Genomic DNA, 24,999 nt, shown 5'->3' with positions numbered 1-24,999 from the left:
CATGGCGCAGCACGAACGCGTCCGCAAGCGCACCATGGGAGTACTCGACTATTGGTTGACCGCGCCCGAAAGCTTGCCGACTTTCTGCACGCCTGCGGCCGTCGTGATCACGATGTCGTCGCCATCGACGACGACGATCACGTCCTCGAGCCCGATAACCGAGACTCGTGGGCCATCGCTGTCGACCAGGACATTGCGGCAATCGACCAGTTCGGCGTCGGCGCCGCGCACGGTGTTGCCGTTGCCGTCACGGTTCAACGCATCGTGCAAGGCCTGCCAGTTGCCAATGTCCGACCACTCCATGTCGGCCGGGACCATGGCCGCCCGCTCGGTGTTTTCCATCACCGCATAGTCGACAGAATCGCTTTCCGTCGCAGCGAACGTTTCGGCGTCGGGATGAAAGCGTGCCCCCTCTTCCCGGCCCTGGGCGACAGATTCGCGCACTGCCTGTGCGATCTGCGGCCGATGCTCCGCCAGTTCGGCGAGGAAGTCACCCACCCGGAAGGCAAAGATGCCTCCATTCCAGGCGTAACCACCATCGGCCAGGAAGGCCTTGGCCCTTTCCAGATCCGGCTTTTCGACGAACTGCGCTGTCCTGAAGCCCCTCTCGTCGATCGGTTCGCCGCGCTTAAGGTAGCCGAAGCCGGTTTCCGGCGCGGTCGCCTCGATCCCGAAGGAGACCAGCCAGCCCTCTTCCGCCAGCGCCGCGGCCTTGAGCGCTGCTTCGGCAAAGACCTGCGGCCTGCCGATATGATGGTCGCTGGGGCACACCAGCATGATCGCGTCGTCCGGCAACCGATTGGCGGCCAGCGCGATGGCGGCAGCCGTATTACGCGCCGCCGGCTCGACGATGACCTTGGCATCGGCGCGACCGCCCAGCTGCGCCTCGACATGATCGAGGTGTTTGGCTCCAGTCACGACAATCGGCCCGGCAAACCCGGCAACAGCAGGACATCGCGCGAGGGTGGCTTCGAACAGGGTCTGTTCGCCTACCAGGGGCAGGAACGGCTTGGGCTTGGCGGCACGGCTGCGCGGCCACAGCCTCGTACCGCTGCCTCCGCACAAAATGACTGGAACGATTGTAGGCATGGGCCTCTGAAATGACGGAAAAGCGTGTGTCGCGAGTATTGCCGGTCGCAGTCAGGCGCAACCGGTTCATTGGAGTTACACTTGCGCCTTGCGCAAGGAAAGATCCGGTAAACTACTCAGCGGCACACTCAAGCGTCATTTAATCTGTCGACAATGGAGCCAACCGTCCCCGCAACGGCTCACCCAACCCCGCAAGGTCGCGCCCGCTGGGATGCTGAAACAGACGCAGGCCGAATTGCGGCAGGATTGCAAGAAGATGGTCGAAGATATCGCCCTGGATGCTCTCGTATTCGCCCCAGTCGACGGTATCGGTGAAGCAGTAGATCTCCAGCGGCAGGCCCTTTTCGGTCGGCGCAAGCTGGCGAACCATCAGCGTGCCGCGACGGGCGATGCGCGGGTGCGCTTCGAGGTAGGCAAGCATGTAGGCGCGAAAGGTGCCGACATTGGTCGGACGTCGGCGGTTGACCGGGCGGTCGTCCTCCCCCTCGCGCACGGCATTCTGCGCGTTCCACTCGGCCAGCTCCTTGTCCTTTGCGGCCATGTAGGGCTCAAGCAGCATGAAACAGCGCAAGTCCTCCCACTGCTCTCGGCTCAGGAAGTCGATGGTGGTCTGGTCGATCAGCAGCGAACGCATGATGCGCCTGCCGCCCCATTCGCGCATGAATCGCCAGTTGCGGTAGGAATCGGAGATCAGCTTGTGCGTCGGGATCGTCGTGACGGTCTTGTCGAAGTTCTGCACTTTGACGGTGTGCAGCGCGATATCGATCACGTCGCCGTCGGCATTGAGCTGCGGCATCTCGATCCAGTCGCCCACGCGCAGCATGTCGTTGGAGCGCAGCTGTACCGAAGCCACGAGCGAGAGGATCGTGTCGCGGAAAATCAACATGATCACCGCGGCAAGCGCGCCCAGACCGGACAGCAGGAGTAGCGGCGACTGGCCGATCAGTGCCGCGACAATCAGGATCGCGGCGGCGGCATAGATCAGGATCTTCGCGACCTGCAGATAGCCCTTGATCGGCCGGCTCGCCGCCTCGGGCTTCAGTTCATAGGCATCGTTGGCCAGTTCGAGCAGATCGCACAGCGCGCGCGCGAGGGTAAAGATGATGAAGGCCTGCGAGAGGACCTGCACCAGCACGACGGCCTGCGGCGGCAGGCCCGCGATCACGGCAATCCCCTGGTGCAGGATGACCGCCGGCACCACGTTGGCGAGGTGGGTGACGAGCTTGCGCACGTCGTTCGCCTCGTTGCGCAGCGGGGTGCGCGCGATCATCATCGTTACCGGCCGCACGACCAGCTTCTTGGCCAGCCAGTTGGCGAACCAGGCGACCAGCAGGATACCGGCCAGCGACACAAGCGCATAGGCGGCCGGCTGACCGGCAAAGAACGTAGTGATGGAATCGAGCGTCTGGATCGGTGCCTCCCCGCGTGCCTCTGGCATGGAGTGATAGAAGAACCGGAACGGCAGCGCCGGTTCGCAGCGCGCGGACAATGGCGACCGCGACGCGGCATTTCAACCGGGGAACCGGCCTTTCACCCGATCGTTGCTGCAAAGCGGCATTTTTGCGGAGCTGGGGGTTGGCCTGTGTGCCAGATGATGCAAAGGTCATTGCGATGACAGACGAAAGCGACAGCCTGAAGCTGGCGCTGCGCGGATCGTCTCCCGACGACCTGTCCCAGCCGCCCCCCTTGCGCCTTTCCTCGAAGGCCGCCCTTTTCCTCGATTTCGACGGAACCCTCGTCGATATCACCGCCCATCCCGACCATGTCGAGGTCGCCAGGGCCCTGCCCGGCCTGATCGAGACGCTGGGCGAACAACTCGAAGGCCGCCTCGCCTTGGTCAGCGGCCGCGCGCTCGAGGCGCTGGACCGCCTGCTGGGTCCGGTCGACGTTGCGATGGCCGGCTCTCACGGCGGCGAGTTTCGTCCTTGCCGCAATGCCGAAATCCACCCGCTCGCCGATCCGCTGCCCGAGACGATCGCCCGCCCGCTCGGCGCTTTCGCCCGGGACAACGGCGAACTGCTGGTCGAGCACAAGCCTTTCTCGATGGCGGTGCACTATCGCGGGCAGCCGGAAATGCACGCGCCGCTCCTTGCCCTGGCGCGGGACCTGGCAGAGGCCCATGGCGCCGGCGTCAAGGACGGCAAGATGGTCGTCGAAGTGGTCATGCCCGGATCGGACAAGGGCAGCGCCGTCGCGCGCTTCATGGACATGCCGCGCTTTGCCGGTTCCACCCCCTATTTCATCGGCGACGACGTGACCGACGAAGATGCCTTCAAGGCCGTCACCGCAATGGGCGGCGAAGGCATCCTGGTCGGCCCGATGCGTCAAACGGCGGCCTGTTGGCGGCTCGAAAGCGTCGAGGAGGTCCACGCGTGGCTCACCCTCGCTATCGCCGACGCCAACGCCGACATCCCGGCCGGTGCAGCCGGAAAGTCACCCGATACCGAAATTGCAGGCCAAGCAGGAGAACGCCCCGAATGAGCTCGCTGGAACTGTGGCCGATCGGCAATTGCCAGGTCAGCGGTCTGATCGACGAATCCGGCGCCATCGTCTGGGGCTGCGTCCCGCGCGTCGACGGCGACCCGACCTTCTGCGCGCTGCTGCGCGGTGACGAAGGGCAGGACGCGGGCACCTGGCGCTTCGAGCTGGAGGAGCAGGTCTCCATCAGCCAGCACTACATGCGCAATACGCCGATACTGGTAACGCGGCTGGAGGACGTTCACGGCGGCGTCGTCGAAGTGATCGACTTCTGCCCGCGATTCCAGCGCTCGGGGCGCACCTACCGCCCGGTGGCCTATGCCCGCATCGTGCGCCCGGTCCACGGCTCGCCGCGCATCAAGGTCGTGCTCACGCCGATGAGCGGCTACGGCGCCCAGCTGGCCCACATCACCCATGGCTCCAACCACATCCGCTACCTGGTCGAACGCAACACCCTGCGCCTGACCACGGATGCGCCCATCGGCTATGTCCTCGACGAGCGCTACTTCCGCCTCGAGCGGCCGATGCACTTCTTCCTCGGCCCGGACGAACCCTTTGCCGGAAATGTCCAGCATGAGCTGGAAACCATGTGCCAGCTGACCGAGGCCTACTGGGCCAACTGGGTGCGCGGCCTTGCCACCCCGATGGACTGGCAGGATGCGGTGATCCGCGCCGCGATCACCCTCAAGCTGTGCCAGCACGAGGAAACCGGCGCGATCGTCGCCGCCCTCACCACGTCGATTCCCGAAGCGCCGAACACCCAGCGCAACTGGGACTACCGCTACTGCTGGATCCGCGACGCCTATTACACGGTGCAGGCGCTCAACCACCTGGGCGCGCTCGACGTGCTGGAGAAGTACCTCGCCTACTTGCGCAACATCGTCGACGATGCCGAGGGCGGCGCGATCCAGCCGCTCTACGCGGTCAGCGGCGCCAAGGAGATCATCGAGTGGGAGGCCAAGGACCTGTGCGGCTATCGCGGCATGGGCCCGGTGCGCGTGGGCAATGCCGCCTATTACCAGGTCCAGAACGACTGCTACGGCCAGATCGTCCTGCCATCGATCCAGGCTTTCTCCGACCGCCGGCTGCTGCGCATGGCGAACATGGACGATTTCGAAAGCCTGGAAGAAGTGGGCGAGATGGCGTGGAAGACCCACGACCAGCCCGACGCGGGCCTGTGGGAGCTGCGCACCCGCACCGCGGTCCATACTTATTCGAGCGTGATGAGCTGGGCCGCCTGCGACCGTCTTGCCAATGCCGCCCAGCATCTTGGCCTGGAAGACCGCCACAAGCTCTGGCGCGAACGGGCCGACACGATCCGCAGGAACATCGACGAAGGCGCCTGGTACAGGCTGGAAGGCCCCGACCTCGACGATGGCGGCGCGGGCGGATACTATGTCGCCAGTTTCGGCGGGGACCAGCTTGACGCCAGCCTGCTGCAGATGGTCGAGCTGCGTTTCGTCCATGCGGCCGATCCCAGGTTCCAGTCGACGCTGCAGGCGGTCCAGAAGTCCCTGCGCCGGGGCGAGCACATGCTGCGCTATGCCAACGAGGACGATTTCGGCCTGCCCGAGACGGCGTTCAACATCTGCACCTTCTGGCTGATCGAGGCTCTCCACCGCAGCGGCCAGGACGAAGAAGCCCGGCGACTGTTCGAGGCCATGCTTGGGCATCGCACCAAGTCGGGTCTTCTCTCGGAGGACATGGATTTCGAGACGAGCGAGCTGTGGGGGAACTTCCCCCAGACCTATTCGCTTGTCGGTATCATAAACTGCGCCGGGCAACTGTCGCGGTCTTGGCGGGACTGGCGCTGACGCGCCGGGACCGATCGGCGCCAGAGGGCGTCACAGGGGACGGAAGTATGAGCAGGCTGATTGTCGTATCGAACCGGGTTTCGGTGCCCAAGGCGGCAGGTGCTGCGGGTGCGCAGGGCGGACTGGCGGTGGCCCTCAATTCGGCGCTGCGCGAACATCGCGGCATCTGGTTCGGCTGGTCGGGGCAGGAAACCGAGGAATTCACCGGTCACCTCAACATGCAGCGGATCAACGATGTCACGACCGCGACCATCGACCTGGAACCGCAGGACATCGACGAATACTACAACGGCTATGCCAATCGCACGCTCTGGCCCCTGTTCCACTACCGCATCGACCTGACCGAGTACGACCGCAGCTTCGGCGAGGGCTACGAACGCGTCAACGCCCGCTTCGCCACCAGCGTGATTCCCCTGATCGAACCCGACGACCTCGTATGGGTGCACGACTATCACCTGCTCCCGCTCGGTTCGATGCTGCGGCGCAAGGGCATCAACAACCGCATGGGCATTTTCCTGCACACGCCCTGGCCGCCCACGCGCCTGCTGGTTTCGCTGCCCTTCCACGAGCGGCTGGTCGCCTCGATGCTCGAATACGACGTGATCGGCTTCCAGACCCAGGAGTGGCTGGAAAGCTTCATGCATTACGTCAGCAAGGAAATGGGCCTGCCGATCACCGACGATGGCACGGTCGAGTATCAGGGCCGCAAGATCATGGCCAAGGCGTTCCCGATCGGCGTCGACTACGACGAATTCGTCGAAGGGGCCCGCAGCGCCGAAGCGCAGGAGGCCTACGAGCGACTCAAGGCCAGCATTCGCGGCCGCAAGCTGATGATCGGCGTGGACCGGCTCGACTATTCGAAAGGGCTGGGCGAGAGATTCGAGAGCTTCGGCCGCTTCCTGACCGACAACCCGGACCAGGCCGGCAATGTCGTGCTGTTGCAGATCGCCCCGCCTTCGCGCGGAGACGTCGCCAGCTACCAGCAGATCCGCGAGGACCTGGAACGCAAGACCGGCCATATCAACGGCGCCCACGCCGATGTCGCCTTCGTACCGATCCGCTACGTGAACCGCGGCTATCCGCGCAGCCACCTGGCCGGGTTCTACCGCGCCGCTGACATCGGACTCGTCACGCCCCTGCGCGACGGCATGAACCTGGTCGCCAAGGAATACGTTGCCGCGCAGGACCCGGAAGATCCCGGAGTCCTGATCCTCTCGCAGTTCGCCGGCGCCGCCCAGCAGCTGACCGAGGCCCTGCTCGTCAATCCGCACTCGATCGAGCACGTCAGCGAGGCGATCAAGCGCGCGCTCGACATGCCGCTGAGCGAACGCAAGCAGCGCCATGCCAAGCTGCTCGCCTCGGTTCGCGACGAAGACGTCCTGCGCTGGCGCGAGGACTTCGTGGCCGCCCTCTTCGGGCAGGCAGACGGCAATGGCACGAACGGCGACAAGGTCGACGAGGCCGCCTGACCGCCAGTCACCGTGCAGCGGCAGGCCCTGCCTTCAGCCTGCCGCTCGCGCCGCGTTGCCCATCACGATTTCGACACACGAGTGAAACCGAATTGACCTCAAGAGCGATTATCCTCTCGCAACATGGATGACGGGAATCGGGCAGGCCCTGGCGCCCGGCCCGAAACCGCCACGAAACGAGAGGGCCCGGCAGGCGGGCAGAGTGCAGGCAATGAATACGGTTGTTTACGGCGAATGCGTTCACTCGGGCGCGTGCGCAAGCGTGCGGATCTCCAGCCTCGCCGATTCGGGCTGCGACCTCGAAATCGAAGCTCCCGCCGCCCTTGACGACGGGGAGTGTACCCTGTGGATCGGCGCCATCGGCCCCTTCCCCGCCACCGCCATCCGCAAGACCGCCCGCCAGCTGCTCCTGCGGTTCAAGGAGCCGCTGGATCGCAAGATCGTCGCGCACTTCAACTGCGCCATAGCCTGACTGATCGGCCCCGGGTGGCTACCCGCCCGGGACGTCAGCCCTCGCTTCATCGATCTGCAGTCAGACGTCCAGATACCCCCGGTACCATTCCACGAAGCGCGGCACGCCGATCTCGATCGGCGTTGTCGGCGCGTACCCGGTGTCGCGGGTCAGCGCGTCGATGTTGGCGTAAGTGGCCGGGACGTCACCCGGCTGCATCGGCAGCAGGTTGAGTTCGGCCTTCACGCCGCAGGCATCTTCCAGCACTTCGATGAGGCGCATCAGGCGTTCGCTGCGGTTGTTGCCGATGTTGTAGAGGGCGTGCGGCTTGACGCTGCCGCCAGCCTTTTCCCGGCCGTCGTCCACTGGCGGACGGTCGAGGCAGGCCAGGACGCCGCCGACGATATCGTCGATATACGTGAAGTCGCGCTGCATCTCGCCGTGGTTGTAAACGTCGATCGGGCGGCCGGAGAGCATGCGCTCGGTGAACTTCCACATGGCCATGTCGGGACGGCCCCAGGGACCATAGACCGTGAAGAAGCGCAGGCCGGTCAACGGAATGCGGAACAGGTGAGCGTAAGTCTCGCTCATCAGTTCGTCCGCCTTCTTGGTCGCGGCGTAGAGCGATACCGGGTGATCCGCGCGGTCCTCCACCGCGAAGGGCAGCTTTTCATTGCCGCCATAGACCGAACTGGAGCTGGCATAGACCATGTGCCCGACCTGCCGGGCGCGGGCGATCTCAAGCATATTGACGTGGCCCGCCAGGTTCGAGGCGACATAAGCCTGCGGGTTTTCCAGCGAGTAACGCACGCCCGCCTGCGCGCCCAGATGCACGATCAGGCCGAAATCATGTGGCGCGAGCGCGGCCTGCGTGGCCTCCATGTCGGCAAAGTCGAGAGTGTGGAACGTGAAGAGATTGCCGAACCGCGCGACAAGACGATCGCGGCGGGCCTCTTTCAGGGAGACCTGATAGTAGTCGTTCATCGAATCGATGCCGATTACCGGCTGCCCGCGCGCCATCAATGCTTCTGCCACCGCGGCACCGATGAAGCCGGCCGCGCCGGTGACAAGGACCGTCGGGTATTGCGAAACCATGCATGCTCCCATCTTGAAATGCGCAGCCGCGCCGGGCCGGAACCTGATCGAGGTGGATGACCGGGACGGAATGCCCCGTAGCGGACGCATCTCCCACTAGGCGTTTGACGCGTTGCAACATGGACCATATGCCATGGCCCGCAAGCCATAAAGTTCAATCTCGATCGTCTCGACCGACACCAATCTCCGGACAGCCCGAACATGACCCAGAAACTCCCCGTCCTCGTCACCGGCGGCGCTGGCTATATCGGCAGCCACGCCGTGCTCGCCCTCGTCGATGCCGGCTGGCCGGTCGCCGTGATCGACAATCTGACGACTGGCTTCCGCTTCGCCATTCCCGAAGGCGTGGCCTTATACGAAGGGGATATCGAGGACGGCGAACTGCTTGCCCGGATCTTCGCCGAACAGGGCACCAAGGCGATCATGCATTTCGCCGGGTCGGTCATCGTACCGGAATCGGTAGAGAACCCGCTCAAGTACTATCACAACAACACGGCCAAGAGCCGCGCGCTGATGGACGCGGCGGTCAAGGCCGGTGTGCCGCATTTCATCTTCAGCTCGACCGCCGCAACCTATGGCATCCCCGAAGTCTCGCCGGTGACAGAGGACAGCCCCAAGACGCCGATCAATCCTTACGGCATGTCCAAGCTGATGACCGAGATCATGCTGGGCGACGTCGCCAAAGCGCATCCGTTCAATTACTGCGCGCTGCGTTACTTCAACGTGGCGGGCGCCGATCCGCAGGCGCGCACCGGCCAGTCGACTGCCGGGGCCACGCACCTCATCAAGGTTGCCGTCGAAGCCGCACTCGGCAAGCGCAGCCACGTCGCGGTCTTTGGAACCGACTTCGACACGCCGGACGGCACGGGCGTGCGCGACTACATTCACGTATCGGACCTTGCCAATGCCCACGTCCTTGCGCTCGAGGCGCTGATTGCGCAGCCCGAACGCTCGCTGACGATGAATTGCGGCTACGGTCAGGGCTTCTCCGTGCTCGACGTGCTCGATGCCGTCGACCGCGTGACCAACCGGACTATCGAGAGGCGCATGGAAGGCCGCCGCGCAGGCGATCCGGACTCGCTGATTTCGGACAACCGGCGGATCAAGGCCACCCTGCCCTGGCAGCCCCGCTATGCCGACCTGCCCACGATCGTCGAACATGCCCTGGCATGGGAGCGCCGACTGACCGAGATCCGCAGCGAGTAACCGCTCATGATAGCATGAACGCGTCGCCCCGGGACACTGACCGGCGCGCGCTGCTGCAGGCTCGGCATACTCGGAATGTTCGCAAAGCCCGTACCGGGACCCTCGGCCAGCACGGCCGACTGAGGCACGCCGGCGTTCTGCGTCTGGACGAGACACAATCGAGCGTGCCGCGCGCCCAAGTCCCATAAGCGAGAGCTGCATCGCCGCTGACAAAGTCGCGACCACCCCCCAGCCCCCCGACTGGCCAAATGATGGATGGCTATGGGCCACTGCTGACCCTTGTCGACGATTCGCACCTGCCCTGATTTGAAGCAGTCTTGGGGTCGCAATATTTCCGTTGTACTTACCGCCCCGGTAATACTATTACGCGCGTCAGCAGCGCCCGGATAGATTCGTTCCAATCCGAGCCCTCCGGGACATGTCCCGCGAGACCAGTCATTCAAGAGGTGACCGTTCCCGTCGCCCAACCTGCCGCAAGGCGGGAGCAGCAACGGGAACGCGGAACGGGAACGGGAGGGAAGTGTCCCTCTCTCCCGGTCCCGTTCCGCATTTCAGCCAAGCGACCGGTCGCTGCCTGGACACACTCCCCGCTGGCCCGGCCCGCAGAGGCTTTCATCGCAAAACGCGCTATCCCGAAACGATATCGCAAACCCTCTTGCACGAACCCATTCGCCCCGGTAAAGGCCGCCCCCTGTCCCGGGTCCGAACCATGTCGAACCCTCGGGCATGCCGCAGTAGCTCAGCTGGTAGAGCACGACATTCGTAATGTTGGGGTCGGGGGTTCGAGTCCCTTCTGCGGCACCACCTTCTTAAAGACGCTTTCCCAAGGGAAATCATCGGCAAGATCAGGTTGCCTGCCCTGCCCTGAATGCCGCTCTAACGCGTGTCGCAGCCGAGCCCTTACGGCGACACTTCAGCCGTCTCGACTACTGGTTGGCGCCATCAGATACTTTTCCGAAGGGCGGGGTTGATGCAGGGATATGACATGGTCGATACCCTCCACAGTAATCACCAGCATCCCCTGCTCGTTCATGTTTATGAATCCCTTCGATTTGAGATACCAAACATGAAAGTCCAGAAGATCGTCGGATAACTCGAAAGAAGTTTGGACGTGAAAGCCGTAGACCCCACAGTCGGTAGCGCTGTTTCGCCTTCTCTTGTATAGAAGCAAAAGTATATTACGCTGCATCTCTGCATCGGATAGCGCTACTTTCTCGTCTATGCCGATATCAAGACGCGGGTGCGCTGCCGAAGTTCCGGTATTTACACGAGCATGATACACGAGGTCATATTCGGCCCGCTTGTCCGGTCTTTTCAGAACGTTATAAGCTTCAACGATTTGCTTGAACAATGCCGCATTTGCGGTTTTCGGATGGTCCGGATGATATTTCTTGGCCAAATGACGGTAGGATAGGGAGATGACTTCGACGTCGCAGAATGCATTGACTTGCAGCAATTGATAATAGTCTACGAAATCATCATCTTGCATATCTCACCCCCCATTCAAGATGCCCCTTCAGCCAAACCTCATGATGTAGCGGCGCAAGAATAGCAATTGCCTAGCGATTGTGGCCGAACCGGAAAATCTTGTCATGCCTATTCCGCGAGGATGGGGATTGGTAATTTAGAGGCGGCAAGAGCGCCGCAAAAGCCTCGTCTTTGAACGCGGCAAGACTGGTCCAGCGTCTCGTATCCAACTCTCCGTCACGCGCTGCATCCAGCCCGGCGAAAGGCGCGAAAGCCCCATGATGTGCAATCTCGCCGAAGACACAGGTTGCAGGGAAGAAAGATACCCTCGCTTCGTGGCAACCTTGCAGCAGGCTGGCGAGTTTATGCGCAACTGGGGCAAGGCGGGCAAGATCGTGCACCGGGCCTGACGCCCCCCCTAAATCAGGACTGACTGGAGGTTCATATGGGTTGGATTATTGCACTGATCGTAGGCGGCATAGCGGGTTGGCTGGCCAGCATGGTCATGAACCGTAATGCCTCGATGGGCATCTTCTGGAACATTGTCGTGGGCTGCGTGGGTTCGGTCATCGGCAATCTCGTCGCCAACCAGTTCGGGATCGCCGGCACCGTCCAGCAATTTTCGGTCGTTGGCCTGATCATCGCCTTCGTGGGCGCAGTGATCCTGCTTGGCATCGTCAACCTGGTCCAGCGCGGACGGGTTCGCTAAACCAGATCCGGAATCCGCTGACGACCAGCCGAAGGCACTCAATGGCTTCACGGTGCAGTACGATGCGGTCGAGACACGCGCCCGCGGCTGCGGGATGGTGACTGCGCACGATTGAACATCAACGCGCCGGCATCTGCATCGTTTCTTGGCCGCAATTCTCTTCAGACAAGTCTCCATTGAAGAGAAGACTCCACAAGCTGCCGATCCTGGGCATATTACAGAGCGATGGAAGAGATTCGCGATGCGATCTATTACGAACAACTAGCCCGCTACGCGCGTCAGCTGGCCGCCCGCCACGAAGACGCCCAGGCAGCACGCCACCTTCGCGAAACGGCCCTGAAGCACGAACGCAAGGCCCGGAAAATGCGCCGCGCCGAGGCAAAGGCACTCGAGGGTAAACGCACCCGCTACCGCTGGGCCTTCTGGCGCGATTGAGGCTATCTTCCCCTAGACCTGAAACCGCAGCCTTTGCCGGAAATGCCGCAAGGCACGTTCCAGCAATGCTCCCAAGGCCGACTGTAGCCGCCGTTCGATTCCGAAGCTGAACGCCCCGGCCAGCAGATTGCAAAACAAGATGGCCGCAACCACTGCAAGCACCGGGCTGTGGGTCGTGCGCTCGATCACACCGAAGAGGTAGCCCCCGGTGATCTGGTTCACGAGATACAGCGGATAGGTCAACAGCCCCATGGCCTTGGCCGCGCGTGCCCACCGGCGCGTCGTCCAGACGGGGAGCATCACACCGGCACTCGCCAACAGGATCGCCGCCGCCCAGACGATCGCGGCAACGTGCGCGTTCTGACCGTACTCGACAACGCCAAGGCTGGCCCGGGCGAAAAAGTAGACGACGACCATCCCGATCAGGAAATTGATCGCGTAGATGGCCAGGTTACGCGCGACGTCCTTGCCCGCATGGACCTGGTAGAGCGCTATGCCGACAAGGAAGAAACAGTTCGTCGTCACCAGCGTGACACTGAGGCGATAGGAAGCCGCAAGGTCCGCGAAGTCCTGCACATCGCGCCCGAGCAGTCCCGATGCGGCCAGCAATATGCCACTCCAGAAGACGAGGTTGAACCCGGTGATCGCCGAAGTCAGCACCGTCATGTGCGCCAGCAACCGAAATCTGATGGCGGCAAAGATCAGGGCGTAGAACAGGGCTTCCGCCACTAGCGTCCATATCGCCCCGTCGATCCACGGACCGAAGGGGAAAAGCGCCATGGAGCGGATGAGGCGCCGCAGGGCTTCCGCCGGTGCCAGAACCCCCGTCATCAGCACTACTGCAGCCGAGAGGAGGGAAAAGGTCCACAACCCAGGGAGAATGCGTTTGGCCCGCCCAATTGCGAACTGGCTCGGGGTCTTGTCGCCCGACGACATGAGTATGACGAAGCCGGAAATCACGAAGAATACCGGCACACCCAACCAGCCCAGGCTGGCCCAGGGAACGGCGGTATCGAAGCGCGTCCCCGATCGCGTTACCGCGCCGATCCCGCCAGCCGCGGGCGCTTCCACCCAGGACAGGAACAGGAGGTGATAGAAGACCACGGCCTGAGCCGCCAGAAACCGGAGCAGGTCGAGGGTCGCAAATTCACGGGGACCGGAAGAACTCGAACTATCGGCAGGTCCCATATGTGTTGCGTGTCCCTTGCAGCATCACGACTGCACAGGATCGAGCTGCAGCCAGGCTCGCCCGGCCCCATCACGGGTTACGCCGAACTCAACGGGCGAAGACTATTCAATCTTTCCCGCGCCTTGAACGTCAATTCGGTATGAGCGCAAGGGCCATTCGACACCGCTTCGACTGACCCGTTCGGCTTGCAACTAAGGAGTATGAACGGGCTCTTGGCGTGCATCGGGAGCCGGCGCCGGCACGGTAGCCGGCCCTGGACTGCAATCCACGGCCTGGCCCAGATTTTGGTAGAACCGGCAAAGGCGCAAGCCCGCGGCATGGATGCGATCGCCCCATGCCTCCACTTCGTGATTGTACATGTCGTTGGCCTTGGGATCGGTCAGGATCGCCGCCGTCGGCTTCGGCTTGGCTTGTGCCACCGTCTCAAGATCGAGCGGCGAAGGATAGAATTTCGGCGGCTCGGTCGACTTGCAGGCACTCAGGAACAACAAGGCAATGACAATGCTCTTCAGAGGCATAGTTGCTGGAATTCCTTCATGCCCTTCAGTTCTTCGGGCGAATAGGCATCGCGCAGCCGCGAGCAGTTCAACTTCAGGGTCGTGTCCGGAAGGCGCTCCACTTTCCTGGCGCTACTGGCAACCTGCCGAGTGCCAGCCGGCGCGGGCGGGGCAGGTTCGGGGTCCGGCAGGCGCTTCTCAATGATCTTCGTGATCACCTGGTTGGCGCGATCCTCAGCCGTCTGTTCAACGGGATCGAGGGGAACCGTCGTCTTGGCCGGTGCGGGCGCGGGCGCGTTGCTCAAGGTCAGAATAGCCCACCCGCTGACCGCGAAAGCGATCACAGCCACCACAATTGCGACTCCTGCGGCAACTCTGGTAAGCAATGTGGACCATCCCTCCTTGGCCTGCGTCATGCAGAGCGGCACGGCTATCGTTTCCTCTTCGGACTCAATGCACTTGTGGACGTGCGAATAACCTCAAACGGCCTGCAGCGAAACCGTTTTCGGGCCGTGAGTTACGAAGATTTCGACGAACCGCTTCGGTGCGCATGGCATCGACCGCAGTAGTCGGCGGTTCGATCGTGCGCGACTATTGCTTGCAAATCCGTCGCTTGTGCCCAAACGTATTACTGCATGTAGCAAGATTGCCATTAGGTAGGCCGTCTGATTGAATGCTCTTGCGCATGGGTCGCCAAGATCGCAGGTCTTCTCTCCCGCAATCGGATAATACCGTGATGAACAAGGCAGTTGCAGGTCTCGTTGCCGGTGTCGACGAGCCGCCTGACATCGAGACTTCCTCCGATGGCTATGCCTCCCGGTTCCGCGGCAAGGTGGGCGAATACCTGCTGGGCGTTCAGGAACAGGGCGTCTTTTCCCTATTGGAACACCCGCCCATCTCGCCCGGCTCGACGGTGCTCGACGTTGGCGGCGGCCACGCGCAACTGGCCCCGCCGCTGGCGGACGCAGGATATCGCGTGACAGTGGCCGGCAGCGATGCCAGCTGCGGACTGCGGCTTGCAAGCCATGCCAGCGCGCGCGCGGTCGATTTCGTGGCGTGCGACCTGCTGCAGATGCCCTTTGCCGACCGGCAGTTCGATGTCGTCACGAGTGTGCGGCTGATGGCCCATGTCGACGACTGGCCGCGCCTCGTCGCAGAACTTTGCCGGGTCGCCGACAAGGCGGTAATCATCGACTTTCCGGTCTATTCCAGCGTCAATGCGCTCTCCCTGCTCACCTTTCCGCTGAAGAAACGGATCGAGAAGAACACGCGCACCTATCGTAGCTTTTTTGGCGGCGAAGTGCGCAAGGCCTTCGCCAGCCATGGCTTCGGGCAGACCCGTATCTGGCGGCAGTTCGTCCTGCCCATGGCCCTGCACCGCGCCCTGCCCAGGGCCACGTTGACGCAGCAGGCCGAGGGCCTGATGCGCACGGCGGGCGTGACCGGGCTGATCGGCAATCCGGTGCTTGCCCGCTTCGATCGCGAGGATTCATGAGCGATACCCGTGCCGTGGCCATCACAGGAGCCACCGGATTCACAGGCAAGGCACTGGCACTGCGCCTCGCGCAGGACGGCCACCGGGTGCGCGCCCTCGCACGGCCCGGTTCCACCTTGCCCGACCATCCCGGCATCCTGCGCATTGCGGGCGACCTGCAGGATGAGGCCGCGCTCGCCCGCCTGGTCGAAGGTTGCGACACGGTCTTTCACATCGCCGCCATGTACCGCAAGGAAGGCAGTCCGGAAGAGTTCGTCGCCGTCAATTTCGAGGGTACCAAATCCCTCGTCGCGGCCTGCCGGGCGGCCGGCGTGCGCAGGTTCGTCGATTGCTCGACCATCGGCGTGCACGGCAGCGTTGCGGACAGCCCATCGGACGAGACGGCCCCCTTCAGCCCGCGCGACCCGTATCAGGAAAGCAAGCTGCTGTCCGAGACCTTCTGCCGCAAGGAAATGGCACGCGGCGGTCTGGAAATCGTGATCATCCGGCCCTGCGGCATCTACGGCCCGGGCGATACGCGCATGCTCAAGATGTTCCGGATGGTCCAGCGCGGCACGTTCTTCTTCGTCGGTGACGGTTCCGCCAACTTCCACCCGGTCTATATCGACGATCTGGTGGAGGGCTTCGTCCTGGCCATGGACAGCGAACAGGCCGCGGGCGAGACCTTCATTATCGGCGGCCCGCGCTATCTGCCCTTGCGCGACTACGTGGGCGCGGCGGCGCGGGCGCTCGGCCGCAAGCCCCCTGCCCTGCACATTCCCTACAAGGCCATGCACCAACTGGCGCGGCTGGTGGAGGCGATCTGCGCGCCCCTGGGCATCGAACCGCCGCTCCACCGCCGCCGCCTGACCTTCTTCAAGCACAACCGTGCCTTCACCAGCGGCAAGGCGGAGCGGCTCATGGGATACCGGCCCCGGATCGACATCGACGAAGGCTTCAGGCGCACGGTCGCGTGGTACCGGGAGACCGGACTGCTGCCTCCGAAATGACGATCCCGAAGGAAAGCTCCGCTCCCCGCTCCGGTCATGATCGGGCGCGCGGAATGATTCATGCGCTGTTGCATTCCCGGTCCCTCCTTGCCAGCCTCGGCTTCGCCTTCGCCGGGGCGGCTTTCACTTTCGGCAACCTCCTGCTGGCGGGTGCACTGCCCCCGGCCGCGTTCGGGCAGCTCTCCCTGTCGATTGCGGTCTACAACGTTTTCATCTGGCTTGCCCCACTTGGACTGGACCAGGTGCTGCTGCGCCGCCGGCTGGATCCGGCCGCCCGCCTGCTGCTGCGCGCTTTCCTGTCGTGCAGCGGCATTGCCACAATTGCCGCGATCGGCACGGTGCTGTTTTATGATCTCCCGGCCCTATCCGGGGTACTGCTGGGCATGGCGATCGTCGGCGGAGGGCTGGCAATGGCGGCCAGCATGGGCCTGCGCCGCCACGACTGGACTGCCGTTCCGCTCGTGGCGACGAATGTCGCCAGCTGGGCCCTGCTTCTGGCGGGAGGACTGGGCCTCGTCCTCACGCTGGGGTCGGACCTGCCGGTCCTGCTGATCCTTGCCGCGGGCTGCGCCCTCGCGGCAGCCCTGAGCTGGTACGCCTTCATCCGCTACTGCGGCCTCGGCGGCGAAAGGCCTGACAAAGTGCCGCGCGGCGAAGCCTTTTCGCTGATGGTGACTGCCGGAGCCGGATCGGTTCTCGTCCAAATCGAGCGCTTCGTGATCCCGCAAGTACTCGATTTCCAGGCGCTAGCAATGTTCGCCGTCATCGCATCGGTTGCGATCTTCCCGTTTCGCCTGCTGCGATCCGGATCGAGCTTTGCACTGACGCCCCGACTGCGGGCCACTGCGCAGCGGGCAGACCGCTTTGCACTGCTTGCACAGGAAACCCGGTCGCTGGGCCTGACCATGGTGCTCGCCACCATGGTTGTCGTCGCGCTGGCCCCTCTCGTCGCCGCCATCTTCACCGGCGGGCGCTATGAGCTGGACCGCCTACTGGTCTTCACGGCCTGCTGCAACGGTGCCGCCAAGCTGATCGAGGGCCTGCCACGCGCAGCCGTTGTCGCCTGCGGCACCGCCGGGGAAATCCGCAAGCTCAGCTGGATGAACTGGCTGACGATCGCCGCCTGCCTGCTCGGTGCCTGGATCGGGGCGCGTTGGGGCCTCGCCGGCCTGATCAGCGGAAGCGCGGTCGGCTGCCTGCTCAGCACGATTCCGCCGGCCCTGTTGGCCCGGCAGGCCTTGTCGCGCGGGTTCGTCGAGTAGGGAGCCGGACCGGTCCGGTCAGGACGCGGAGTGACTGGCGATCTCGGCCCTGATTTCGGCGCAGTCTTCACCATGGACCGGGTGCTGCCAGCGATAGAGATGAAAGCCCTTCACACCCGGCTGGATCGGCGCGGCGATCCGCTCGATGGCCCTGGTGACATTTGCAGGCACCGCGAAATCGAAGGCCCAGCGGTCATCGGGCACGACGATCACGCCATCGGCATAACATGAAGCCACCCTTGCGAGCGTTCGGCCCTGCCCTATGACCCGCCTGCCGGTACGAAAGTCGCGGCCGAACTCGACCGCAGGGGAGATGTCGGTGATCCGACTGCGATTGATCAGCACGTCGAAAGGACGACCCAGATAGTGCAGCGTGCGCACGTCGTCGGCCACGACCAGCAACGATGGTGAACCTATCACGGCAGACCAGTTGGGCGAAACTTTCGTCCATGGCTTGTCGGGCGGTTCTGCAAACAACGAGGCCGGCGCCCTGGCGACACGGTAGGCATCGACAGCAAGACGCTTGAGCCCGTGAGCCTCGGCGCGATTGCCGACAATGGCCGCAGCACCGGCCAGAAACGCCGCACTGCCGATGATCGTCGCAAGAGCCGGCGGACCAAGGGCGCCGCCATGCCTCTCTCCCCACCCTGCCATTAAGGATGCCAGCCCCTGAGTTAGCTTTGCGAGCAGGAAATCGATGGCCACTGCTGTCAGGATGAAGAAGAACGGGAGAGCATAGAAGAGGTAGCGGAAGCTCTTCATCCCGGCGAGCGAATGCGCCACGAACGGAACGATGAACAGCGCGAGGCAGAACAGGCCCGCGCGCCATCGTCGCACCACGACCAGCCACAGGGCGAGCGGAAGGAGCAGCGAGAGGATGAGCAGGCGATCGAGGAATATTTGCAGGTAGAACAGGACATCGTCCTTGCTCTCCAGCGCCCAGTACGACGTGTCGCGAAAACGCTCGACGATCGAGAAGTTCCTCATCGCGACGAAACCGATGACAACAAGAAGCAAAGCTGCCGCTGCCAACCACGGCCAATATCTGCGTTCTTCTAGAATCCCCCGAATCGGGGGACGGGTAGCCAGTACTCCGGCGACGAACACCCCGACCCCGGCCACGTGGATGACCGTCGTCACCTGCAGGTGCAGGGCGATCAGGAAGCAGATCGCGGACCAGCCGAGCGAGAGGAAAGCGGCTCGCAAGCTGCGGCGCGGCTCCAAGGCGCGATAGACGGCGACCGAGCCGAACCAGACGAACAGGGCGTGGAGCGCGTAGAAGCGGGCGAACTGCGAGACCTCCAGCGCTATGTCGGCAAAGCACAGCAGCAGACCCGCGATCCAGGCGACCCGCAAGCTGAAGGTCCGGCGCGTCCAGAGAAAGACCGCGGGTACCAGCAAGGCGCCCGAGAGCAGCGAGGGTATCCGGGCGATAAACATGCTGGAATGGTCCAGGGCGAGAAAGACCAGCCCGGTCAGCATCGTGTAGCCGCGCGCGCGTGTGTAGACGCCGTCGAGGATCGAGAGCCTGCCATGGTCCGCCCAGGACTGTCCGGCCAGCAGGTGATAGAATTCGTCGACATGAACCGGCTGGCTGGCGTTGCCCAACAGGCGCACCAGCAGGGCCAGGGCGAAGAGCCCGAGCGCCTGCAGTGTGGGCGAAACGGCGCTCAATCCTCCCGAATTCTCCGGCAACGAGGCCGAACATGCGAAAATTCCGCCCGTTCTACTGGCCATGCCCGCTACTCCGATGCGCGATACCGACCCACCTGGCAAGGAGCGCGGCCCCGCTACGCCCGCAATCGTCGTGTGCCCGCATCACCCCTGCATCGGGCAATTTCGAGACGCTGACATAGCCTTGTGGATTAATTGACAGAACTAAAATTCCTACGATATAGAATGACTTCGCATCATCAATGATTACGCCGATCACATATTCTAAAAAATCGCCACGTCATGATTTAATGTAGAAATTTAATACTACGACTTGCATAAATAACATACGATGCAAGCATATAACAACCAGTATATGGCTAATATATGCCCCAAGGTATATATCGTTAAATAGGTTCTGAAAACACAGGACAAGCTGATTTCTCGTTAGCCGTACGCTTATACCAACTCGGGTCGCAAGTTATTCGATGTTTCGAGTATTGGTGGGGGTAACGCATGGCTCTAATCTCCGTCATCGTGCCGGTGTACGACGAAGAGGAGAACGTCGATCCGCTCTATGAGGCGGTCGATCGCGCACTGAGCGGCCGGGATTTCGATTTCGAGCTGGTGTTGGTCGACGACGGCAGCAAGGATCGGACATACGAACGCGCCGCAGCTCTGGTCGAGCGCGATCCGCGCGTCCGCGTCGTCAAGTTCCGTCGCAATTACGGCCAGACCGCGGCCATGGCCGCAGGCGTCGAAGTGGCGCGGGGCGACGTGCTGGTGACGATGGACGGCGATCTCCAGAACGATCCCGAGGACATTCCGCGCCTGCTCGAACAGATCGAAAAGGGCTACGACATCGCCATCGGCTGGCGGCGCAAGCGCAAGGACGGGGGCGCCCGCGTCTTCATTTCCAAGATCGCCAACCGCATCATGACTTACATCATGGGCATCGCCGTGCGTGACAGCGGCTGCTCGCTAAAGGCCTATCGGGCCGAACTGATCAAGGGCATTCCCATGTACGGCGAGATGCACCGCTTCATTCCCGCCCTCTCGCAACTGGCGGGCGCGCGTCTGGTAGAACTGGAAGTGAACCACCGCCCCCGCCAGTTCGGCGTTTCCAAGTACGGTTTCTCGCGCATCCAGAAAGTGATGCTCGATATCGTCACGATCCGCGTGCTGCTCAGCTATGCCCGCGCACCGCTGACCTGGCACCTGAAGGTCGTCGGCCTATCGTTGCTGCTCGATCTCCTGGCCTTCGGCTACGTGATATTCGGCCAGCCGAAAAGCCTCGTCGTTGCCGGCGGCATCGCCGTGGTACTCTTCTCGCTCACATTGTTCCTTGTCGTCTGGGGCCTGGCCGGAGGACTTTTCGCCGCGGTCGAACCCAACGTGAGCCGGTATGCCGTGATCGCAGCCAAACTTTCGTCGCGGCTCAAGCCGCTTAACCCTGCCCCGCAGGAGGGACTATGAACACAATGGCCCCGCCCGATCTCACCATCGACATCTCCGTTATCATCCCGGTGATCGACCGCACCGAACCGGCCGAGGCCGTATGGCGGGCCTATCACGACGTACTGATGCAGACGAACAAGTCTTTCGAGTTCATCTACGTCCTCGACGGCCCCTTCGAGGACTATGCGGAGGAACTGGCCGTCATCGGCGAGCGGGGCTTCCCGCTCAACATCGTGCGCTTCAATCGCTCCTTCGGGCAGGTCGCCTGCCTGCTCGAAGGGGTCCGCCACGCCCGCGGCGAGACGATCCTTATCCTGCCCGCATACCTGCAGACTGCGCCTGAAAGCCTGCCGACCCTTCTCGACAAGCTGGAAAGCGCGGATGTCGTCGCCGCCTACCGCGACCGCAGCACCGACAATGTGCTTAGCCGCCTGCGCGGCTGGAGCTTCGAGGCCCTCGCCCGCATGGCGGGCTCGCGCTTCAAGGATCCGGGCTGCGTCGTGCGCGCCTTTAGGCGCCGCGTGTTCGACGACCTTCAGGTTCACCATGAGCAGCACCCCTTCCTGCCGCTCCTGGCCGAGGGCATGGGCTACAAGGTAGAGCAGGTTTGCATGCCGCAGTCGCGCTCTGACCAGAAGATCCGCATGCACCGGGCGATCACCTATTTCAGCGTGTTTCTCGATCTCATCGCGCTGGGCTTCCTGACCCGCTTCATGCGGAAGCCCTTCCGCTTCTTTGGATCGGTGGGCGCGGGCTGCATCGCGATCGGCGTGGCCATGGGCATCTATATCGTGATCCAGCGCCAGACAGCGGGCATGGAACTGGCCGATCGCCCGGCCCTGCTGCTCACCGTGCTGATGATCGTGCTCGGCATCCAGATCGCGGCCGTGGGCCTGATCGCGGAAATCATCATCTTCACTCGCAATCCCAGCCGCAGCGCCTACAAGATAGAGAAGATCGTGACCCACCCGGACGAGGCTTGATGCATCAAAGCGATGTCGTGATTGTCGGAGCCGGAATGCAGGGAGCAACGATGGCGCTGGCCGCGGCACGCGCCGGACTGAGGCCTCTCGTGGTCGAACGCGGCAAGGTCGGCAGCGGGGCAACGGGCAACAGCTACGGCATCATCCATGGCGGCCTGCGCTACCTGCAGAGCCTGAGCGTCGGGCGCTGGCAGCGCTCGCGCCAGGCCCAGGCGTGGTTTCTCGACAACTACCCGGAGCACGTTCGTCCGCTGGCCTGCGCGATGCCGCTCTACCGTCACACCCTGCGATCGCCGATGGCATTTCGCGCCGCATCCGCAATCGAGAGCTGCCTCTATCGCGGCACGGGCCTGTCCCGCCGCCTGCCCAGGCTTCAGCTTCTGGGGTCAGAGGAAATCGCGAGGGCCTATCCCCTGCCGCGGCGAGACCTGGCGGGCGCAGCCCTGTGGCATGACCTCGTGGCAGACGACATGGAAACGCTGCTGCGCAAGATCCTCGCCGATGCGGGCGCCAGCGGCGCGGCGCTGATGGAAGATACCGAAGCGGGCGAGCTGATCGTTGCCGACAACCGCGTGGTGGGCCTGAACGTCACCCATGCCGACGGGAGCGCGGAGGAGATCGCAACCCCCCGCGTGGCAATCTGCGCCGGGTCGTGGTCTTCGCGCTGGCCGCAGGAGCCAAAGGCCGCCACTACGGCGACGCTCGCCTTCAATCTCGTCCTCGACATACCGTTTCCGGGCGATGCGGCATTGGCCGTCTCCGAAACGCCGGGCAAGGGGCGCAGCTATTTCCTGCGCCCGCTGGAAGGCGGCACGTTTGCCGGCACCTTCTATCGCCCCGCTCCCGGCGCGCGCGAGCCGGACGTTACTCCCGCGGATATCGCCGCCTTCCTCGAAGTGCTCGACCGGGCGCTTCCGGGCTATGGCATTGCAGAGGCGGGCGTACGCGCGGTCATGCCCGGGCTGCTTCCCGATACCGACGGGACCGGACGGACCCTGAGCGCGGCCGACACGATTTCCACGCCGGGGCCTGCAGGCCTGAGCCAGGTTCTGGGCTCCAAGCTGACGACAGCTCCCTTGCTCAGCATGGATGCCGCGCGGCGACTCTGGCCGCAAGAGGCGCGGCGCGCGGCATGACTCGGCCAGAAGCGCCCCATCGCATTGCCGTGGACGCCCACGTCCACCTTCATGACGAAGACACGGCCCTTTCCGCGCTTGAAGCTGCAGCGCGCAGCTTCGCGCAGGCGGCACCGCAGGCGCAGACTGGCGTATGCATGCTGGTCGAGCGGGAAGGCTTTGCAGTGTTCCAACATTTGCGCGGCCGGCTCTTGCAAACCGGGGAAGCCAATTCGCTCTGGCTTGACGAGAGCCGCCGCCTGCTTGTCGTCGCAGGGCGACAGATCGTCAGCGCAGAGGGGCTGGAAATTCTCGGTCTCGGCTTTTCATCGACCGCACCGCTTGAGCGCAGGCCGGCGAGCGAGATCGTGGCGGCGATCCATGCCGCGCAGGCCTTGCCGGTCCTGCCCTGGGGCGTGGGCAAGTGGCTCGGCGCGCGCGGCCGCCTCGTCGATTCCCTGCTGCAAGAGGATCCAGCGCTGCTGCTGGGCGATAACGGCGGACGTCCCGGCTTCTGGAAGGTGCCTCGCTTTGCCCGGGATCGGCGCGTGCTCGCAGGGTCCGATCCCCTCCCCCTGCCCGGGTCGAGCGGGACTATCGGACGCTTCGGCTTCCTCCTCGACGGCCACCTCCCGGCCGAATGCCCGGCGACGGCCCTGATGCAGGCCCTGCGCGATCCTGCAGCGGTGTTGACGCCTTACGGCAGGCTCGCCTCTCCCGTGCGGTTCCTGCGTGACCAGATCCGCCTGCGCCTGCCCTTGCGCGAGGCGGCGCGATGAAAATCCTGTTCCTTGCGCCCCATCCCTTCTTCGTCGAACGCGGCACGCCGATTGCCGTGCGGCAGGCCGTGACCGTCCTGTGCGAGCAGGGGCATGAGGTCGACCTCCTGACCTACCACGAAGGCGCCGAGATAGAAATTCCGGGCGCCCGGATCCTGCGCATCCGGCCCGGTTTCGGCATCAGCAACGTGCCCATCGGCTTTTCCGCCAAGAAGCTTTTGTGCGACGCGTGGCTGGCAGCAGCAGCGCTGCGACAGGTGCGGCAATGCGACTACGACGTCGTCCATGCCGTGGAGGAAGCCGTGTTCATCGCCCTGGCCTGCCGCGCCGCAGGCAAGTTCAAGGTCGTCTACGACATGGACTCGCTCATGCCGGACCAGATCGCGGAGAAGTGGCCTGCCGCGCGCGTCCTGCTGCCGCCGCTGCAATGGTTCGAGCGCCAGGCGATCCGGCGCGCCGATCTCGTCCTGCCGGTCTGCCAGGCGATTGCCGACAGGGCCGCGAAAGCAACGGCCCCGGCAAAGGTCCACCTCCTGCCCGATGTCGCATTCGCGCCGGACGCACCGGATGGTTGCGAGGTCGAGGACCTGCGCGCCCTGTTCGACAGTCCTGCCCCCCTCGCGCTCTACGTCGGCAATCTGGAGCGCTACCAGGGGATCGACCTGTTGCTCGAGGCCTTTCGCCAGTTGCGTCCCGAGGAAGCCTGCAACCTGGCAGTGATCGGCGGCTCGCCGGAGATGGTCTCAAGCTACCGCACGAAGACCGAAGGCCTGAAGGTTGCCGAACGGGTGCGCTTCCTCGGCCAGCGCAACCTCGACGCGCTTGGAACCTATCTCGCGCAGGCCGACATACTGTGTTCGCCTCGGCTCAAGGGCGTCAACACGCCGATGAAGGTCTATGGCTACATGGCCTCGGGACGTGCCATCCTGGCAACGGACATTCTCAGCCACAGCCAGGTTCTCGACGCCGGGTGCGCAGTGCTTGCCCGGCCCGATCCGCAGGCCATTTCCGAAGGAATGCGTGTCCTGATCCGGGACGTTGACCTTCGAGCGCGACTGGGCGCCAATGCCGCGACAAGGGCCCGCGATCTCTATGGCCCCGCCGCCTTCTCACGGCGGCTTGAGCGCGCCTACGCGACAATTTCGCCGGCATCGGCACGAAGCGACAGGACTTCGGCCAGCCTCGGATAGTCGCGCGCAGGCTTCGTTCTGTCGGAGTACTCCCAAGTAACTTGTCCTGAGACCCGTCATTTAACTTAATTTCACAACCACTTGTCGGGTTGAGCAACACCCAGCAGCTTTGCTCGTTAGACAGTTGCTGCGCTTGACTTGAGCGGTTGAAGTTTGACGTGCGCCCGGCGGGCGAC

General features: G+C 63.6%; 23 protein-coding genes and 1 tRNA gene. 16 read left to right on the top strand and 8 right to left on the bottom strand.

What is annotated here, in order from left to right; translation table 11 throughout:
• Positions 1–48: 48 nt before the first annotated feature.
• Complete coding sequence (locus tag PP1Y_RS10230; RefSeq protein WP_013832162.1) at positions 49–1,089, bottom strand: mannose-1-phosphate guanylyltransferase; 1,041 nt, start codon at positions 1,087–1,089, stop codon at positions 49–51.
• A gap of 139 nt (positions 1,090–1,228) precedes the next feature.
• Positions 1,229–2,578 carry a mechanosensitive ion channel family protein gene (locus PP1Y_RS10225; protein WP_232512606.1) on the bottom strand — a complete coding sequence of 450 codons (1,350 nt, stop codon included), beginning with the start codon at positions 2,576–2,578 and terminating at the stop codon, positions 1,229–1,231.
• Positions 2,579–2,700: 122 nt separating this feature from the next.
• Here PP1Y_RS10225 and otsB point away from each other — a divergent pair, with 122 nt between their 5' ends.
• From otsB to PP1Y_RS10205, 4 genes are all read left to right on the top strand, one after another.
• Positions 2,701–3,570 carry a trehalose-phosphatase gene (gene otsB / locus PP1Y_RS10220; protein ID WP_013832160.1) on the top strand — a complete coding sequence of 290 codons (870 nt, stop codon included), beginning with the start codon at positions 2,701–2,703 and terminating at the stop codon, positions 3,568–3,570.
• Complete coding sequence (locus PP1Y_RS10215; RefSeq protein WP_013832159.1) at positions 3,567–5,381, top strand: glycoside hydrolase family 15 protein; 1,815 nt, start codon at positions 3,567–3,569, stop codon at positions 5,379–5,381. The genes otsB and PP1Y_RS10215 overlap by 4 nt, the downstream gene beginning before the upstream one ends.
• A gap of 47 nt (positions 5,382–5,428) precedes the next feature.
• Entirely contained in the window at positions 5,429–6,850 is a 1,422-nt protein-coding gene (gene otsA / locus PP1Y_RS10210) for an alpha,alpha-trehalose-phosphate synthase (UDP-forming) (RefSeq protein ID WP_013832158.1), read from the top strand.
• Between the two features lie 211 nt (positions 6,851–7,061).
• Positions 7,062–7,322, top strand: a complete 261-nt coding sequence (locus PP1Y_RS10205) for a hypothetical protein (RefSeq protein ID WP_065762425.1) — start codon at positions 7,062–7,064, stop codon at positions 7,320–7,322.
• A gap of 60 nt (positions 7,323–7,382) precedes the next feature.
• Here PP1Y_RS10205 and PP1Y_RS10200 read toward each other — a convergent pair whose 3' ends face one another.
• Positions 7,383–8,396, bottom strand: a complete 1,014-nt coding sequence (locus tag PP1Y_RS10200; protein WP_007011997.1) for an SDR family NAD(P)-dependent oxidoreductase — start codon at positions 8,394–8,396, stop codon at positions 7,383–7,385.
• A gap of 201 nt (positions 8,397–8,597) precedes the next feature.
• On the opposite strand from PP1Y_RS10200, the gene galE reads away from it, so the two are divergent.
• Both galE and PP1Y_RS10190 read left to right on the top strand, forming a co-directional pair.
• The gene (galE, locus tag PP1Y_RS10195; RefSeq protein WP_013832156.1) at positions 8,598–9,602 is read left to right on the top strand and encodes a UDP-glucose 4-epimerase GalE; all 1,005 of its coding nucleotides are present in this window, start codon (positions 8,598–8,600) and stop codon (positions 9,600–9,602) included.
• 728 nt (positions 9,603–10,330) lie between these two features.
• Positions 10,331–10,406, top strand: a tRNA-Thr gene (locus PP1Y_RS10190).
• Between the two features lie 109 nt (positions 10,407–10,515).
• Here the strand turns inward: PP1Y_RS10190 and PP1Y_RS26540 are convergent.
• A complete protein-coding gene (locus tag PP1Y_RS26540; protein WP_013832155.1) occupies positions 10,516–11,091 on the bottom strand; it encodes a J domain-containing protein in 576 nt (191 codons plus the stop codon).
• A 423-nt stretch (positions 11,092–11,514) separates the two neighbouring features.
• On the opposite strand from PP1Y_RS26540, the gene PP1Y_RS10180 reads away from it, so the two are divergent.
• Positions 11,515–11,778 carry a GlsB/YeaQ/YmgE family stress response membrane protein gene (locus PP1Y_RS10180; protein ID WP_013832153.1) on the top strand — a complete coding sequence of 88 codons (264 nt, stop codon included), beginning with the start codon at positions 11,515–11,517 and terminating at the stop codon, positions 11,776–11,778.
• Positions 11,779–12,003: 225 nt separating this feature from the next.
• On the top strand, positions 12,004–12,213 hold the full coding sequence (locus tag PP1Y_RS10175) for a hypothetical protein (protein ID WP_041558751.1): 210 nt from the start codon (positions 12,004–12,006) through the stop codon (positions 12,211–12,213).
• Between the two features lie 12 nt (positions 12,214–12,225).
• On the opposite strand, the gene PP1Y_RS10170 is transcribed toward PP1Y_RS10175, so the two are convergent.
• The 3 genes from PP1Y_RS10170 to PP1Y_RS10160 all read right to left on the bottom strand — a co-directional run bounded on the left by PP1Y_RS10170 (position 12,226) and on the right by PP1Y_RS10160 (position 14,315).
• A complete protein-coding gene (locus PP1Y_RS10170; RefSeq protein WP_013832152.1) occupies positions 12,226–13,401 on the bottom strand; it encodes an acyltransferase in 1,176 nt (391 codons plus the stop codon).
• Between the two features lie 192 nt (positions 13,402–13,593).
• On the bottom strand, positions 13,594–13,920 hold the full coding sequence (locus PP1Y_RS10165; protein ID WP_013832151.1) for a hypothetical protein: 327 nt from the start codon (positions 13,918–13,920) through the stop codon (positions 13,594–13,596).
• Entirely contained in the window at positions 13,911–14,315 is a 405-nt protein-coding gene (locus tag PP1Y_RS10160; protein WP_232512605.1) for a hypothetical protein, read from the bottom strand. The genes PP1Y_RS10165 and PP1Y_RS10160 overlap by 10 nt, the downstream gene beginning before the upstream one ends.
• Before the next feature lie 320 nt (positions 14,316–14,635).
• Between PP1Y_RS10160 and PP1Y_RS10155 the strand changes: the two genes are divergently transcribed.
• The 3 genes from PP1Y_RS10155 to PP1Y_RS10145 are packed head-to-tail and all read left to right on the top strand — an operon-like array spanning position 14,636 to position 17,645.
• Positions 14,636–15,394, top strand: a complete 759-nt coding sequence (locus PP1Y_RS10155; protein ID WP_013832149.1) for a bifunctional 2-polyprenyl-6-hydroxyphenol methylase/3-demethylubiquinol 3-O-methyltransferase UbiG — start codon at positions 14,636–14,638, stop codon at positions 15,392–15,394.
• Entirely contained in the window at positions 15,391–16,383 is a 993-nt protein-coding gene (locus PP1Y_RS10150) for an NAD(P)-dependent oxidoreductase (RefSeq protein ID WP_013832148.1), read from the top strand. The genes PP1Y_RS10155 and PP1Y_RS10150 overlap by 4 nt, the downstream gene beginning before the upstream one ends.
• 53 nt (positions 16,384–16,436) lie before the next feature.
• Positions 16,437–17,645, top strand: coding sequence for a hypothetical protein (locus PP1Y_RS10145; protein WP_148274938.1), 1,209 nt, complete (start codon positions 16,437–16,439; stop codon positions 17,643–17,645).
• A gap of 18 nt (positions 17,646–17,663) precedes the next feature.
• Here the strand turns inward: PP1Y_RS10145 and PP1Y_RS10140 are convergent, their stop codons facing one another.
• Complete coding sequence (locus tag PP1Y_RS10140) at positions 17,664–19,382, bottom strand: glycosyltransferase family 39 protein (protein ID WP_148274937.1); 1,719 nt, start codon at positions 19,380–19,382, stop codon at positions 17,664–17,666.
• A 432-nt stretch (positions 19,383–19,814) separates the two neighbouring features.
• On the opposite strand from PP1Y_RS10140, the gene PP1Y_RS10135 reads away from it, so the two are divergent.
• The 5 genes from PP1Y_RS10135 to PP1Y_RS10115 are packed head-to-tail and all read left to right on the top strand — an operon-like array spanning position 19,815 to position 24,823.
• Entirely contained in the window at positions 19,815–20,774 is a 960-nt protein-coding gene (locus PP1Y_RS10135) for a glycosyltransferase family 2 protein (protein ID WP_013832146.1), read from the top strand.
• Positions 20,771–21,739 carry a glycosyltransferase gene (locus PP1Y_RS10130; RefSeq protein WP_041558748.1) on the top strand — a complete coding sequence of 323 codons (969 nt, stop codon included), beginning with the start codon at positions 20,771–20,773 and terminating at the stop codon, positions 21,737–21,739. The genes PP1Y_RS10135 and PP1Y_RS10130 overlap by 4 nt, the downstream gene beginning before the upstream one ends.
• Positions 21,739–22,875: an FAD-dependent oxidoreductase gene (locus tag PP1Y_RS10125; protein WP_013832144.1), complete on the top strand. Its 1,137-nt coding sequence runs from the start codon at positions 21,739–21,741 to the stop codon at positions 22,873–22,875. Before PP1Y_RS10130 ends, PP1Y_RS10125 begins: the two co-directional genes overlap by 1 nt.
• The gene (locus PP1Y_RS10120) at positions 22,872–23,633 is read left to right on the top strand and encodes a hypothetical protein (protein ID WP_232512604.1); all 762 of its coding nucleotides are present in this window, start codon (positions 22,872–22,874) and stop codon (positions 23,631–23,633) included. Before PP1Y_RS10125 ends, PP1Y_RS10120 begins: the two co-directional genes overlap by 4 nt.
• Positions 23,630–24,823, top strand: coding sequence for a glycosyltransferase family 4 protein (locus tag PP1Y_RS10115; protein WP_013832142.1), 1,194 nt, complete (start codon positions 23,630–23,632; stop codon positions 24,821–24,823). The genes PP1Y_RS10120 and PP1Y_RS10115 overlap by 4 nt, the downstream gene beginning before the upstream one ends.
• The last annotated feature ends 176 nt before the right edge of the window (positions 24,824–24,999 follow it).

The organism is Novosphingobium sp. PP1Y, from assembly GCF_000253255.1.
In the GTDB taxonomy this organism is placed as follows: Bacteria; Pseudomonadota; Alphaproteobacteria; order Sphingomonadales; family Sphingomonadaceae; genus Novosphingobium.
Note: the sequence above shows the minus strand (reverse complement) of the source record. Positions and strands in the feature narration are given on the sequence as shown.